We start from the raw sequence: 14,716 nt of genomic DNA, 5'->3' as shown, positions 1-14,716 counted from the left end.
TCCTCCTAAATCGAAACTGTTCTTGCTAATTTCTCACCAGATACTCCAACCCGATCAGCTAACTTATAAATTGACGTTTGTACTAATCCTGTACGTGTTAATAATTCTTTATCTGCTAATGTGGCATATGGATCTTTATCGGAAATTACGCCACCATTATCAATCACGATAGTTCGGTCTGTATAATCAAGTGCTAACTGCATATCATGGGTGATGACGATCATTGCCATATCATTCTGACTAACAAGCTGATTTACAAAGTCCATCATTTGTTTATAGTGTCTAAAGTCTTGACCCGCAGTTGGTTCATCCAAAATCAGAACGGCAGGTTTAATAACTAACATTGATGCAATCGTCAGCCGTTTTTTCTGGCCAAAACTCAGTGCATCAACTGGCCAATTTCTCATAGAATATAAGTCAGTAACTTTCAATGCTTTATCGACTCGAAGTTTAATTTCCTCGCTTGCAAATCCGTGAAGTTTTAATGCTAAAGCAACTTCATCTATCACTGTATCTTCCACAATCATCTTGTCGGGATCCTGAATAATGTATCCAACTTGCTGACCCACTTCTTGAATGGATTGCTTTTCAATGTCATTTCCAAGTTCATTGATAGTTCCCAGTTGTGGCTTTAAAACACCACAAAGCAATTGAGCAAATGTTGACTTTCCCGCACCATTTTTGCCAATTAAACTTATCTTTTCACCTCTGTTAATCTGAAGATTATCAATATGAACAAACGGTTGGTTATCATAGCTAAATCTCAAGTTATTGATTTCAATCAAATTTTCCTTATTTGAATAATCAGCATTCGATTGTTCTGTGGATGGCTTGGCAACTAACTGCCTAAGCTTATCTTGATAACCCGTTAAATCAATTCGATCGACATTCCAAATATTTCTACTATTAGTTTCAACTTTACCCAATCGTTCGAGGCATTCTAAATATAGTGGTCTGCGAATTCCATATTTTTCTAATAAATCAGTTTTTAATAGCTCATCTGAAGTGGCTACGGTCACTATTTCGCCATCAGCAACAAGCACAATCTTATCAATATTGCGATGCAGTACTTCTTCAAGACGATGCTCTACAATCACAATCGTTTTATTATTCTTTTTGTTTAGATTATCCAACAGCTCAATCATCTGGTTGCTCATCTTAGGATTTAATGCCGCTAATGGTTCATCCAATAAGATCACTGGAGCATCTCCATTTAAAACACCGCCCACGGTCACTCGTTGTTTTTGGCCACCTGACAAAGAAAAAGGCAGCCGTTTCAAGAGATTATGCATCCCGATTATCTTTGCTGAACTTGCCACTTTTTCTTTCATCTCAGGTAAAGGTGTGTTTAGATTTTCCAGATAAAACGCAATATCCTCACCCACACTAAGACCAACAAATTGTGAATTAGAATCTTGAAGCACTGTACCGATGGTTGATGACCTAGAGAAAACTGTTGCATCATTTAATGATTCCCCGTTAACCACAACGTCACCAGTGAATCCACCATTGTCTTTATCTAGAATCAATCCATTAATAGCTTTAGCCAAAGTTGATTTACCGCTACCGCTAGGGCCAAGAATCAGAACCTTTTCACCAGGAAAAACATCTAAGTTGATATGCTTTAAAGTCGGTTCATCCTGGCTTTTATATCTAAAAGTGAAGTCTTCAAAACTGATAATTGGTTGTACTTCTGCCATAATGAGCCTCCAATTTATTCCTTAGTTAGATGTGAATTTTTCCGATTTCGTTTAGCAAGAGAAAATAGTAGCGGAATACCCGCCAGGATCGTAACTACACCGTCGGAAACAACAGCGATATATCCTTGAGCAAAGTTAATTAATTTTTCACCACCATAAAACAATGTGTTTAGGAATGGTGCAACAAATCCAAAAGCAACCAACAATCCTAGTAACGAAGCAACAGTAAAGATGACGGCATGTTTCTTAGTAAAGATACCATCCTCAATCCGAGCACCATAAAGTGGCAATAACCCAATGATGAATGCTGCGATAAAATTACCGATCCACCATTCTGGCCAAAACCCTGATCCAGCAATTAGGTCCGCAAAAAAGTTTCCAAATAATCCAATCAAGCCTGCTGGAAGTGGACCATATGTTGCGCCAATGAAAACTGGCAATAGATACGCCACAGATAACTTAGTGTTTGTGTAGATTGGAATACCAACAAAGTCTAACAACACTCCAAATAAGGCGGCTCCAACAGCAACTGTAACTACGGATTGAGTACTCCACTTTCCAACTAATTTGCTAAATACTGATTCACGATTTTCCTTTACAATCATATTCATTCCTCCATTTTGTATTAGATAAACAAAAAAAGCGCCCTCGAAAAAATCGAGGGCGCTTTTGCGCGGTACCACCTGTCTTTACTGACAAACATTGAGCCAGTATCTCCACAGTCCAGAATACGAACTGCTTTGCCAGTAACGGGGCTACCGTCTTTGCTCACTTTACATTCACAAAGAAAAGCTCATGAACCATATTCGACGTAATTGTTGTGATCAGCTCTCACCTAACCTGACTCTCTTTAGCACACAATTAGAATCTACTCATTCAATCTTCGCTTATCTAATCATTTTCTAATATTAAACTGCTAATCATTTGATATGTCAATAGACTATTTCAAAATAAATTAAAATTATTCACTGTCATGTATGAATCGTCAGTCATTAACGTGCGTTCACAATATTTAAATCCCTCATGAAAATATAGACCGCCTGAATTTTTTGCGCTAACATTCTCTTAGGAAATTTCTCATGATAAACAAAAAAACCGCCCCAAATCACATTCGATTCGAGACGGCTTTTTTTCTATGTCAGGCGGACATATATTTTTTTAAACTCTGTTCATAGCGAAATGAACGACAATAACTACTTGTACTACTTAAAATTCAGAACCTTGAGCTTCAAATTCAAGATTGAATTTCTTGTTACTCTTATGCATGTCATAAATAGTCCATGCTAATAATGCAAGAATCAAAGCGATTAATACATAAGCAATAATATTGGCCATGCTAACTTCAGCAGCAGTTGGATTTGCACCGAAGAATGCCTTAATTGCATCAGGAAGTCCCTTCATGTTCAACGCAGTTAATGCGATAACTGAGAACCATCCTAAAATATTAATCAATCTTGAATTCTTGAAGCGTTCTCCCATTTCCTCTGCTGAATTAGTCATCATCAACAATGGCAACATAGAAAATGGTAACGCAAATGCTAGAAAGACTTGTGAGTTATTCATCAAATTATTAATCGCCTCATGTTGTTGAATTGGTGTTCTACCACCGGTCATCATGACACAAATCAACACAGGGATAACTGAGATCAATCGAGTGATCAATCTACGTAACCACAATGGCATCTTCATGTGAATGAACCCTTCCATGATTACTTGACCAGTTAAGGTTCCAGTAATGGTTGAGTTTTGACCAGAAGCCAATAATGCAACCGCAAATAAGACTGATAAAATTCCAGATTTAGCAACTTGAATCAAAATTCCGTTACTCAAGACTGAAGTATCTGATAAAGCTTCAAACAAGCCAAAGAATGACGGGTCTTTAACTGCCCCACTCTTAAATACAGCCACTCCCATGATTAAGAGTAGTGAATTAACAACAAACGCAAATGATAACTGAATGTTAGAATCCCAAGTTGTAAAACGAACTGTACGAGCGACGTCTTCTTCATCAGAATGGTCAACTTTTCTAGTTTGTGAAATGGCAGAGTGCAGGTATAGATTATGAGGCATAACCGTGGCCCCAATAATTCCTAAAGCTCCACTTAATGGGTTCATACCGCCAATGTCAGGACTACCTGCAAATGTTTGGCTGGTAGGAGCTAAACCAGTGAACACGCCTAACCAGTCTGGGTTGGAAAGTGCCACTTGGTAAACGAACACAAACAAAATCACTAAGATCAAACATACGACGATTGCTTCGATTTTTCTAAATCCAATTTTAGTCAATAATAGCAATAACAATACATCAAGTACGGTAATAAAAACTGCGTAAACTAATGGAATGTGGAATAAAAGATATAAAGCAATCGCTGCACCAATAACTTCAGCGATATCTGTTGCCATAATAGCTAACTCGGTCAAGATCCATAACACGATTCCTAAAGCCTTACTTGTTCTAGCACGAATTGCCTGTGCTAGATCCATTTGAGTCACAATGCCCAGTTTAGCCGCCATGTATTGTAACAGCATTGCAATTAAACTCGACATTAAGATCACAGACATCAGTAAGTATTGAAAATTTTGTCCCCCGGTAATTGAAGTTGACCAATTACCTGGATCCATGTATCCAACAGCTACTAATGCACCCGGCCCAGAATACATAAATAATGTTTTCCAGAATCCTTTTCCCTTTGGTACCTCAACTGTACCGTTAATTTCTTCCAAAGAGCGACCATTTGCGTATTTAATTAAATGATGTTTCTTCGGAGTAGTTTGTTTATCCATAAATGGAGTCCTCCTTCGTTGGACGAAATGGTCCGCCTGAACATCCTTAACTAGGATATCATCCTTCGAGTTATAATATAACCCCCAAAATGCCCGTGGACGGGCATTTCTGACTAATGATACACTTTTGGTTATTCAAATATAAACAATGGAAACGTTTACGATGCTTGAAAAAAATAAATAAAAAGCAACCATCAAACGATGATTACCAATAAAATCAACTATTCATTTTGTTCCATAAGGATTTATATCTAATGTTAATACTAATTGTTCCAACAGAAAACAATATGATGAGCGATCGCATCATCAGCAGAGCAGACCCATAAAACCCATACATTAATACTGGAATTATTCCAATAATGTACATCCAAAATTGATAGTCTTGGCCCGCCAAAATTGAATTCACCCTATTCGCATTATTCTCATCACGCTCATCTTCTGTGAAATAATATATATTATTCCACTTAGAAAATGGAATATTCATTTTTACTCTTAAATAATAAATCTGTACTACTAAAACAAAGACAGCAATAATAGCTAAAGCATCAATAGTTATTTGTCTAATTGGAAACCAACCGTTCATTGTGAACGTTAAGAACATAATCATACCAATTAATATGGACATCAAGTTATTAGTCCAAAAAGTAAACTTAACAATTCTTTCTGATTTATTCATTCTTATCCTCCCTAAAAATAAATAATTCGTCTACATTAGTCTCTAATGCCTCAGCAAGTTTAAACGCCAATTGCAACGAAGGATCATACTTATCGTTTTCAATTGCAATAATTGTCTGTCTTGTGACTGACGTTAATTCAGCAAGATCTGCTTGAGACATTTTGACGGCTTTTCGTCGAATTTTAATTGTATTTCGCATTATGTCTCCTCCACAAATGTAAAAATCGTTTTACATATAAAGTAAAACATCTTTTACATTTATAGTCAATAAAAACCCCAACATCCGACTGATTTCAGATATTGAGGTAATCTTCATAACTTATTTAAACAAATATGCTTTTGTTTCATAAGGCCTAAAATCGTTACTTTGATCTGCGTAATTACTGATCAGCAACTCATCAGCATTTTCTTGACCATAATCGCGACTAACTTTCTTATTAGTAAAGTTACTAATGACCAATAAAGTTTGGCCATTATATTGTCGTTTATATGCAAAGACTTCATCGTCATCAGGATCAAGTGATTCATATGTTCCATACCGAATCAGTTCACTGTCATGGCGAAGTTGAATTAATTTTTGATAATAATAGTAAACCGAGTCTTTATCTTCAAGTGCATTTTTGACATTGATGTCATGATAATTAGGGTTCAATCGATACCAAGGGGTAGCATCTGTAAATCCAGCATTTTGGCTGTCATCCCATTGCATCGGCGTTCTGGCATTATCTCTTGAACGATCGGCTATCCATCTCATCAACTGTTCCGGAACGACAATGTGCTGTGTATCAACCACATCGTGATACATGTTCAAAACTTCCAGATCTTCGTACTCTTCAAGCTTATTGAAATGATTATTCGTCATCCCAATTTCTTCACCTTCATACACAAATGGTGTCCCTTGCATAAAGTGAAGCGTAGTTCCAAGCATTTTAGCTGCTCTGACTCGATATTCTGGGTCATCAGTGGCGAATCTCGAAACTGCTCGTGGTTGGTCATGGTTATTCCAGTAAAGACTGTTCCAACCTTTGCCATCTAATTCTTCTTGCCATACTGATAAAGCTTGTTTTAACTCTGGTAGCTTGATTTTGTCATCGCTAAATTTACCAAAACGTGAGTCTTTATTTGGTGACAAGTTAACGTGTTGAAATTGGAAAACCATATTCAACTCAGTACCCTCAAGATTTGTGTACTGCATGGCATCCTCTGGAGTGGATCCTGGCATTTCACCCACCGTCATCATGTCGTAATTAGATAAAACTTCTTGATTCATCTCTTTAAGAAATTCATTCAACCGTGGTCCATCAGCCACTAATGGCTCTACATTTCCATAGATACCACCAACTGGTACTTCAGCATCTGGCAATCCTGCTGGCTTAGAAATTAAATTAATAACATCCATTCTAAATCCATTAACACCCTTGTCGAGCCAAAATTTCATTAACTTATATACTTGTTGACGAACTTCAGGATTCTCCCAGTTCAAGTCAGGTTGTTCCTTAGCGAACAAGTGTAAGTAGTACTGTCCTCTTTCAGGCACAAATGTCCAAGCTGATCCACTGAAATATGAACCCCAGTTATTTGGTTCGTGACCGTCAACAGGATCACGCCAAATATAGTAATCAGAATATGGATTATCTTTTGATTTTTTACTTTCTTGGAACCACTCATGTTGATCAGATGTATGGTTAACCACCAAGTCCATCAATAATTTCATTCCATGCTCGTGAACATCTGCTAATAAATTATCGAAGTCTTCCATCGTTCCATAATCTGGATTGATACTTTCATAATCAGCGATGTCATAACCATTATCAATGTTTGGTGATTTATAAATTGGATTCAACCATAAAACATCAACTCCTAAATCCTTTAGATATGGTAACCTTTGGCGGATTCCATTTAAATCACCGATTCCGTCATGATTACTGTCTTGAAAGCTCATTGGATAAATTTGATAAATTACAGAATCTTTAAACCATGTTGATTTCATATTAGTCTTCCTCCACAGATTTTTTATCGAATGATGAATGAATTAAATTAACTGACAATGCTGCAAATATCAATGAAATTCCAGCAACTAATAGCATTGCAGGCATATTGTGACCAACTAGTGGGAAAATCGCAAAACTTGCGAGAGATGCAACGATTTGTGGTAGACAAATACTGCAGTTAAATAATCCCAGGTATGCTCCCTCATTTTTACCGTCAAGTGATTCAGTAAGTAATGAGAAAGGCTGAGTATTCATGGTCAAATTGTTAACTCCAATCAAGATGAACGAAATGATTAGTAACCATTGGCTATGGATAAAGAATATTGAAATAAATCCCACGGCACCAACCAGCGCACCAACTTTGTACCAAAGTTTTCGTTGATCAGGACGAGATTTAGCCAGTAAGATACCAAAGAATACTGATGAAACTGATTGGATACAGAACAGAACTCCGTACCAGTTTCCGGCTGCTTGATAACCAGCTGATGATGCATCGACAGTATTCCAAACGTTTTTAGCAATTGCACCAGTTGAGTATGTCCATAAGTACATAATTGCGAACCATTCGAAAAATTGTACCACAGCGATTTCCCAAAATGATTTAGGAGCGGTCTTTAATAACTCAATAAATCCAGGAGTTTTTGTTTTTTCTTCTTCTGGGTCCAGTCCATGATATTCTGCATACTTAACGGGATCGTATTCATGAACTGAGAATACTGTATACATAGATGACAATAATAAAATAATTGCAGCTGCATAGTAAGAAATCTTAACTGTCAAAGGTACTTCACCTTTAGGAGCGGTGTTAGCAACACCAAATAATGTTAACAAGAATGGCGCAATCGTTGCCACAACACCACCAAGGTTTGAGAAAGACTGTTGCCAAGACCAAGCCATATCTTTTTGGTCCTCATTGACCATGTCACCGATTATCATTTTATATGGTTGCATACATGCATTAGATGTCAAATCCATAAATAATGTGGCAACAGCTCCAAACATCAACGCGGCTAATGAACCGTATCCAAATCCAAATGAACCTGCATTTGGAAGTAGAATCAATACGATGGCTCCAATTGGCCCAGATATTAATAAGTAAGGCATTCGTCGTCCAAACTTTGTCCAAGTTTTATCCGAATACTTACCAATCAATGGCTGAATAATCATTCCTGCCAATGGCGGCATAATAAAAAACCAGCCTAAATTATTAGGATTAGCACCCAACGTTTGAAAAATTCGTCCCATTTGTGATGACTGTAATGAAAACGCCATGTTAACGCCAAAAAATCCAAATGTTAATGCAAAAATAGTCGATAATCTCAACTGAGGTAATTTATGAGCAGCCGGTTCAACTTGAACCGTAGAACTACCGACTTTACCATCTGACACCTTATTGTTAATCATGATCTTCCCTCCTAAGGATAACCTCTTTTTGTTTACACACATAATTTAACATCTTTTGTAAACGTTTACAATAGTTATTTGACAACACCACAAACGTTTACAATGTATCAAACCGTTTTAAGTGTGATAGAATAAGGTTATTAAAGAATTCGAGGTATTTATCATGAAAGCTACAATCAAAGATATTGCCAAAAAAACTAATTTATCGGTCGCCACAGTTTCTCGTATCCTTAATAATAAAACCGGGTACTTTTCTGAAAAGTCGGCAACTAAAGTGCACAAGGCTGCCGAAGAATTAGGATATCAAAAAAACACAACCGCAGTTGAATTAGTAACTCAAACCAGTAAAGTTGTTGCAGTGATTATTTCATCAACAAAAACTAACTTTGCTGACCAGATCATTGATGGTATTCAGGAAGTTGCCTTCGAAAATAATTTAAACGTTATTTTTCTCTACGCTGGAGAAAATGATGAGGAAATTCAATATAAATCATTAGTAACTGCGATTGAAAGATCCGTGATGGGAATTATAATGGTGGCAGTAGAGCTGAATGGTTCTAATTTAGATTATTTACAGCAATCGCGAATACCTTATATTCTCTTATCAACAGCTCATGGCCCTAAAGGTTCAGCATTCATAACTACTGATAATTATCAATTGGGCTATCGTGCCACCGAATTTTTAATTGAACGTGGCCATCGAAAAATCTCTTTAGTTGGAAACGACTTGTCTGACACTGGAACTGAGCGTCTTCGAGGTTATAAAGACGCTCTAAAAAATAACCACATTTCATTCAACCCAGGTTTAGCTTTAATGGGTGATTTTAGCTACGAGGATGGAATAACCGCGGCGAAGAAACTTTTCCAGCCTAAACTAAGAGTCACTGGACTAATTGGTGGTAGCGATATGGTGGCAATTGGGATAATCAACCAAGCCAAAGAATTAGGCTTTTCCGTACCTGAAGATGTTTCTGTAATGAGTTTAGATGGTACAAATATTACTAACATTTATAGACCAATCATCACTTCTGCAATTCAACCTTTCAAAGAAATCGGCAAACGCGGAATGCAACAGTTACTAAACACAGATGAACGTCCTCACCAGTCACAATTACTCACTTTCAACATAAATGAGGGCGAAAGTACTCGTAGAATATAAAAAGCCGACCTCAACGAGGTCGGTTTTTTTAATATATTGTCATTTATCAGTAAAAGCTAGGCTTGTCACCATCAGTATTAGGTTGGTTAACACCAATAGAATGACGAACTTCCTTGCTTGGGTCTTGGATTAACTTAACAACGACGTCAGCGATACTCTTTCGAGATACTTCGGTGCCCTTGAATGGTTCACCTTTTTCAGTAAATTCATAACTGACAATATCTTTATTTGATAACCAAGCTGGACGAATAATTGTGTAGTCCAAATCTGAACCTTCAATGACTTTAGCTGCTGCGGCATAGGTCTCTAAATAGCCACCATCCAACATTTCATGATTCCACTTACCGAAGTTACCGGGAACTTCATCATAAATTCCAAGAGTTGAAATCCAGACTAGACGTTTAACACCACTTTCATCCATTGCTGCGACAACGTTTTTAGCCTGATCTTCAATGTTAGATCCTGATAAGTTAGCGTAAACAACGTCCACCCCGTTAATTGCGCTCTTGAGAGATTCTTTATCAGTGGAATCTCCTTCAATGACTTCTTGACGGGCACTGTCAGTCGCCGTCAGACGACTAGCATTTCTTAAAAATAATTTCATTGAAATATCTGTATCAGATAATAATTCTTCTTCAGCTAGACGAGCAATTTTACCGTTAGCGCCTAAGATTAATACTTTTGCCATAAATAATCATTCCCCTTTCTAGTTTACAAGTTCATTATAGGGTCGATGGCTAATGAATTTAACGGACAATCCTCAGCATTTGTCCGAAATGTTTTACGTCGCAATCATCGACAGCCAGCAAGATTTTACTTAAAATGAAATTAGATGATAAAAGAGGAGTGACATAGATATGTTGACTAAACAACGGATTGCTAATGCGACAAAGCAACTAGTACTAACTAAACCATTTAACCAAATATCAGTAACCAACATAATGCAAACCGCAAACTTACGTCGGCAGACATTCTATGACTTCTTCCATGACAAGTACGATGTCCTACAATGGGTTTATCAATCAGAGGTTAAAGAAGCTGTTTCCCGTTGTACTGAATACAAAACGTGGCCAGAGACCATGGTCAAGCTGCTAACCTACTTCAATGATAATCGTCAATTCTACCAACGCGTTATTCAAATCGATGATCAAAATGCTCCAGAAGAGATTATTCAAGAACACATTCAGAATATGATTGGTAGTATTTTAGCAGACATGGCTCGCCAAAAACATATCAATGTTGATGATGATTATTTTCAATTTGTCCAAGAAATGCTAAGTACATCGTTAGTCATGAGATTAAAAAGATTTTTAAAGGACGATTCAAGTAATTTAGTATTAGAAGCCAAACAAATTCAATTTTATCTGCAAGATGAAATCAACGGATTACTCTTACGATTGGGACAACCAATCTATACAAATTAAAAAAAGTTGGGAAGAAATTCCCAACTTTTTCTATACTTTTCGATAATCTTTTTTATAAGCAAGACTTACCATAATAAGGTTAATAATAACTAATATTGTGGTCATCAAGAACACGTGCCGATAATCAAAAATTCCGGCAACTCCTGCGGCAAGCATTGGACCAACCACACATCCAAACGCTTGAGCAGATTGATAATAACTAAAGATTCGACTAACAGAGTCAGTTGGTGACTCCAACGTCAATACTGTTTGAACGACGGGCAGCAAGGCAGCATCCGCGATACCAATTAAGAAACGCAGTACCCCTAAGAAGCCAACAGACGTAACAAAGAACATTGGGAAGAACACGATTCCTGAAAATGCTAATCCCCACAACAACAATTTTTGCGGGCCAACCCGATCCCCTAACGCACCAAGTTTAGGTGCAGCGAACAATGTGGCAATTCCTGGTAAAGCCGCAATAATTCCACTAATTAAAGCAACATTGCCGTGATTGTGCATCAACTGTTTTACAAACAAACTAATGATCGGGTTAATCGAATTAGTTGCCGCTTGAATCAACAATGACGATGCAAACATTGCCCACACAACTCTTTTATGAGCAATGCCACGAAAAGCGTCCTTAATACCACTTTTGGCTTTTTTAACTATTGGTGTGAAGTCTTCCTTAACAAAGAATAAGGTAATTAACGACGCACAGAGCATCATAGCTCCAAAAATGAAAAAAGGAATTCGATATCCAAATATGCCGGCTAAATATCCACCGATAATTGGACCAATCAATTGACCGCCAACGGTTCCAGTAGTCATTTTCCCCATAGCTGATCCACTTTTATCTGTGGGAACTTCGCTAGCCACTAACGCATAAGCATTATTGATATAGCCAGAAAACGTTCCTTGAACCCCTCTGATTAAAATCAGGACCCACACGTTTGGTGAAAAGCCAGTCAAAGTCGCACTAATTGTCATCCCAAAAGCAGCTCTTAACAGCATGGGCTTCCGACCAGTTCGATCAGCTAAGTTTCCCCACATTGGTGAAACAATTGCTTGAGACAAAAAAGTAATAGCAAACGCAGCTCCAGCATACAAGGTCAATTGCCACTTTGGAAAATTACCCATCTGAGAAATAAATAATGGTAAGAAGGGCAATGACATACTGGCACCAGCACCAGTTGCAAAATTACCCAACCACAGGGCCCGCATGTTTTTCTGCCACTGTGGCGTATTAATGTTACTCATAATAATTAAACCTTTCTATTGTACAAAAATGAAAATCATCAACTATTAAGTATATACGAAATCTCTGGCAATTCTACCCTTCTACCTTTTGGTTAGATCCAAATGTCCCACCGCAAATTAAAATAACGCCCTGGTACTATTTAATCTAATAGCATCAGAGCGTTTGCTTAACAAGCGTTTATTTATTTAATTGTTGTTGCAACCACTGGCTCAGATATAAACCGAATTGTTGGTAAGTCTGACAAGTTGGATGAACACGATGGTCATAATATTTTTGATAGAAATTACTGGTATTAACAAAATCAGGATGAACTTTAGCAACGTTATACGTATTAACTCCGAGATCATGGTAGGTTTGTGCCAAGCCTTTTTGAAGATCTGGGAAAGTATAACCGCCCGAGCCTAATGCCGTAGACATATTATAGAAATCGAATCTTGGTAAGGGTATGATTCCATAAATTTTGACATTCGGATTTTGTTTTCTTATATATTTAATCGCTGTCGCAAGCCCATTTGTAACTTGGTCAAGTGACTTATTACTGTGTCGATAATCATTTGTGCCATATTCAATCACGACATCATCGGTATTTTTGAAATTAACGTGTGGCAAAATCGTAAATAAATCATTAAAAGAATCCCCTGTGATGGAAGATCGAATATGTCCTTCTTTATGCACTCTAACTTGAAGATATTTATGCACCCACAATGGAAAACTAGCATGTTTATATGTATAGCTACCGTTATATCCTTTAGTAATTGAATCTCCTAAAAACAATACTGTTTTCTTTCGTAATTTATTTGTATTCGGTAAAGCAACGTTATAACGTTGGGTCGCAATATTTTTAATTGCCCCTTGAGGAACTACAATTACGTTATTCCGATTAGAACCCTTAACTTGGCTTAAGCTACCGTCAATTGATTCACCAACTTTATACCAAATCGTATTTGGATATGACTTCATAATCTTTTGATCATTCACATATACGGGAATCGCGTTAACTTGTCTAAACATTACTCCATCGATTTTACTCGTGACTTGAAAATGCTTATTTACGAAAGTATGCTTTTTTAAATTTCGTGGCTGAGGTGTTTGAACTTTACTACTTCTTCCTTGGCTACTCTCAGCCTCGGCACTATGATATTGGTCTTTGAATCCTTGAGAAAGATTGGCAGTTGGATAGATAACTCCTATTAATGAAACTGCTAAAACTACTAACCACCGACTAATCATCTTGATTTTCATGATTTATTAAAATCTCCTACAAACTTCTTTTTGCTCACAAGATAATATAATAGCAAAATCACTAGCTAAAGGAAACTAAATTTGGCGAAAGAGCGCTGAATTAACCAAACTGTAATCTTTAAAAATTTCACAAACTCTGACGTTTTCTGAAGCCCAGCAAATCAGCGTTTTTAAAAAATAAAGGCTCCGCTTGTTAAAACGCTTTCATCAGCATATACTAAAATCAATAAATAAAGGAGGCTCCATTCATGAAACGCAAACACACATTATCATTTATTGGTTTATTCGGCGCATTAGCAATTCTTTTAGTTCTGATAACTGGGTGTGGAAAATCAAATTCCAGTCAGGGACCAATTACAGTTGCCACATCTGGAACTTTGTATCCAACTTCATTTCACGATGAAAAAACAAACAAACTAACTGGTTTCGATGTTGAAATAGTCAGAGCCGTTGCCAAGAAACTCAATCGTAAGGTTGAATTCAAGGAAATGAACGTTGCTGGTCAATTAACTGCAGTTAAGACTGGTAAAGTCGATATGGCGGCTAATGACTTTTCAGTATCTCCTGCCAGAAAAAAACAATTTATCCTATCTACACCATATAAACACTCATGGAACAGTATCGTTGTTCGTAAAAAAGATAATTCAGGAATTCATTCATGGGCGGATATCAAAGGTAAGCGAGCCGCTGGCGAAGCCGGAACTGGTTACCAAAAACTTGCTAAACAACTTGGCGCCAAAACTGTGAATTACAACAACGTTGCCAATTCAGTTTACTTAAAGGACGTCAAAAATGGCCGGACTGACTTTATTATGAATGACTACTATCTTCAAAAATTAGCCCTCTCGGCAGTTCCAAACAATGGTCTTAAGATTATGACCAACATGTTCTTTACGACCAGTGATGACGGTGCCGGAACAGGAATCGTCATGAAAAAAAGTGACACCAAATTAGCAAAACAGGTTAACAAGGCACTCAAAGAATTGAAAAAAGATGGGACCCTCAAAAAGATCGCTATGAAGTACTACAAAGCTGACGTAACTAAGAAACCAACTGCAAAAATTTCCAAACATTTTGTAATCAAATAGTCGGGTGA

At 37.2% G+C, this 14,716-nt stretch carries 13 protein-coding genes; 3 read left to right on the top strand and 10 right to left on the bottom strand.

All coding sequences use genetic code 11. The features are described 5' to 3' along the window. Positions 1 to 5: 5 nt before the first annotated feature. From O0236_RS01140 to O0236_RS01110, 7 genes are all read right to left on the bottom strand, one after another. Positions 6 to 1,700, bottom strand: coding sequence for an ABC transporter ATP-binding protein (locus tag O0236_RS01140; RefSeq protein ID WP_268912346.1), 1,695 nt, complete (start codon positions 1,698 to 1,700; stop codon positions 6 to 8). A gap of 14 nt (positions 1,701 to 1,714) precedes the next feature. Next, positions 1,715 to 2,305, bottom strand: a complete 591-nt coding sequence (locus tag O0236_RS01135; RefSeq protein WP_268912345.1) for an ECF-type riboflavin transporter substrate-binding protein — start codon at positions 2,303 to 2,305, stop codon at positions 1,715 to 1,717. A 601-nt stretch (positions 2,306 to 2,906) separates the two neighbouring features. Then, entirely contained in the window at positions 2,907 to 4,484 is a 1,578-nt protein-coding gene (locus O0236_RS01130) for an Nramp family divalent metal transporter (protein ID WP_268912344.1), read from the bottom strand. Positions 4,485 to 4,701: 217 nt separating this feature from the next. Beyond that, positions 4,702 to 5,160, bottom strand: a complete 459-nt coding sequence (locus O0236_RS01125) for a hypothetical protein (RefSeq protein WP_268912343.1) — start codon at positions 5,158 to 5,160, stop codon at positions 4,702 to 4,704. Next, on the bottom strand, positions 5,153 to 5,359 hold the full coding sequence (locus O0236_RS01120; RefSeq protein ID WP_268912342.1) for a helix-turn-helix transcriptional regulator: 207 nt from the start codon (positions 5,357 to 5,359) through the stop codon (positions 5,153 to 5,155). The genes O0236_RS01125 and O0236_RS01120 overlap by 8 nt, the downstream gene beginning before the upstream one ends. Positions 5,360 to 5,479: 120 nt before the next feature. Continuing rightward, positions 5,480 to 7,150: a glycoside hydrolase family 13 protein gene (locus O0236_RS01115; RefSeq protein ID WP_268912341.1), complete on the bottom strand. Its 1,671-nt coding sequence runs from the start codon at positions 7,148 to 7,150 to the stop codon at positions 5,480 to 5,482. A 1-nt stretch (position 7,151) separates the two neighbouring features. Then, positions 7,152 to 8,555 (bottom strand): SLC45 family MFS transporter, encoded by a 1,404-nt coding sequence (locus tag O0236_RS01110; protein WP_268912340.1) that lies wholly within the window; start codon positions 8,553 to 8,555, stop codon positions 7,152 to 7,154. Positions 8,556 to 8,718: 163 nt separating this feature from the next. On the opposite strand from O0236_RS01110, the gene O0236_RS01105 reads away from it, so the two are divergent. Then, positions 8,719 to 9,714, top strand: a complete 996-nt coding sequence (locus tag O0236_RS01105) for a LacI family DNA-binding transcriptional regulator (RefSeq protein WP_268912339.1) — start codon at positions 8,719 to 8,721, stop codon at positions 9,712 to 9,714. Between the two features lie 46 nt (positions 9,715 to 9,760). On the opposite strand, the gene O0236_RS01100 is transcribed toward O0236_RS01105, so the two are convergent. Continuing rightward, the gene (locus tag O0236_RS01100) at positions 9,761 to 10,402 is read right to left on the bottom strand and encodes an SDR family oxidoreductase (RefSeq protein ID WP_268912338.1); all 642 of its coding nucleotides are present in this window, start codon (positions 10,400 to 10,402) and stop codon (positions 9,761 to 9,763) included. Between the two features lie 169 nt (positions 10,403 to 10,571). Between O0236_RS01100 and dhaS the strand changes: the two genes are divergently transcribed. Continuing rightward, positions 10,572 to 11,138 (top strand): dihydroxyacetone kinase transcriptional activator DhaS, encoded by a 567-nt coding sequence (dhaS, locus tag O0236_RS01095; protein WP_268912337.1) that lies wholly within the window; start codon positions 10,572 to 10,574, stop codon positions 11,136 to 11,138. Positions 11,139 to 11,168: 30 nt separating this feature from the next. Here the strand turns inward: dhaS and O0236_RS01090 are convergent, their stop codons facing one another. Both O0236_RS01090 and O0236_RS01085 read right to left on the bottom strand, forming a co-directional pair. Then, positions 11,169 to 12,377, bottom strand: coding sequence for an MFS transporter (locus O0236_RS01090; protein WP_268912336.1), 1,209 nt, complete (start codon positions 12,375 to 12,377; stop codon positions 11,169 to 11,171). 178 nt (positions 12,378 to 12,555) lie between these two features. Further along, positions 12,556 to 13,620: an SGNH/GDSL hydrolase family protein gene (locus tag O0236_RS01085; protein ID WP_268912335.1), complete on the bottom strand. Its 1,065-nt coding sequence runs from the start codon at positions 13,618 to 13,620 to the stop codon at positions 12,556 to 12,558. A 248-nt stretch (positions 13,621 to 13,868) separates the two neighbouring features. On the opposite strand from O0236_RS01085, the gene O0236_RS01080 reads away from it, so the two are divergent. Further along, complete coding sequence (locus O0236_RS01080; protein ID WP_268912334.1) at positions 13,869 to 14,708, top strand: transporter substrate-binding domain-containing protein; 840 nt, start codon at positions 13,869 to 13,871, stop codon at positions 14,706 to 14,708. Positions 14,709 to 14,716 lie beyond the last annotated feature (8 nt).

The organism is Lentilactobacillus sp. SPB1-3 (genome assembly GCF_026913205.2).
In the GTDB taxonomy this organism is placed as follows: domain Bacteria; phylum Bacillota; class Bacilli; order Lactobacillales; family Lactobacillaceae; genus Lentilactobacillus; species Lentilactobacillus terminaliae.
The sequence above is the reverse complement of the archived record's forward strand: the minus strand, read 5'-3'. Positions and strand labels throughout refer to the sequence as shown.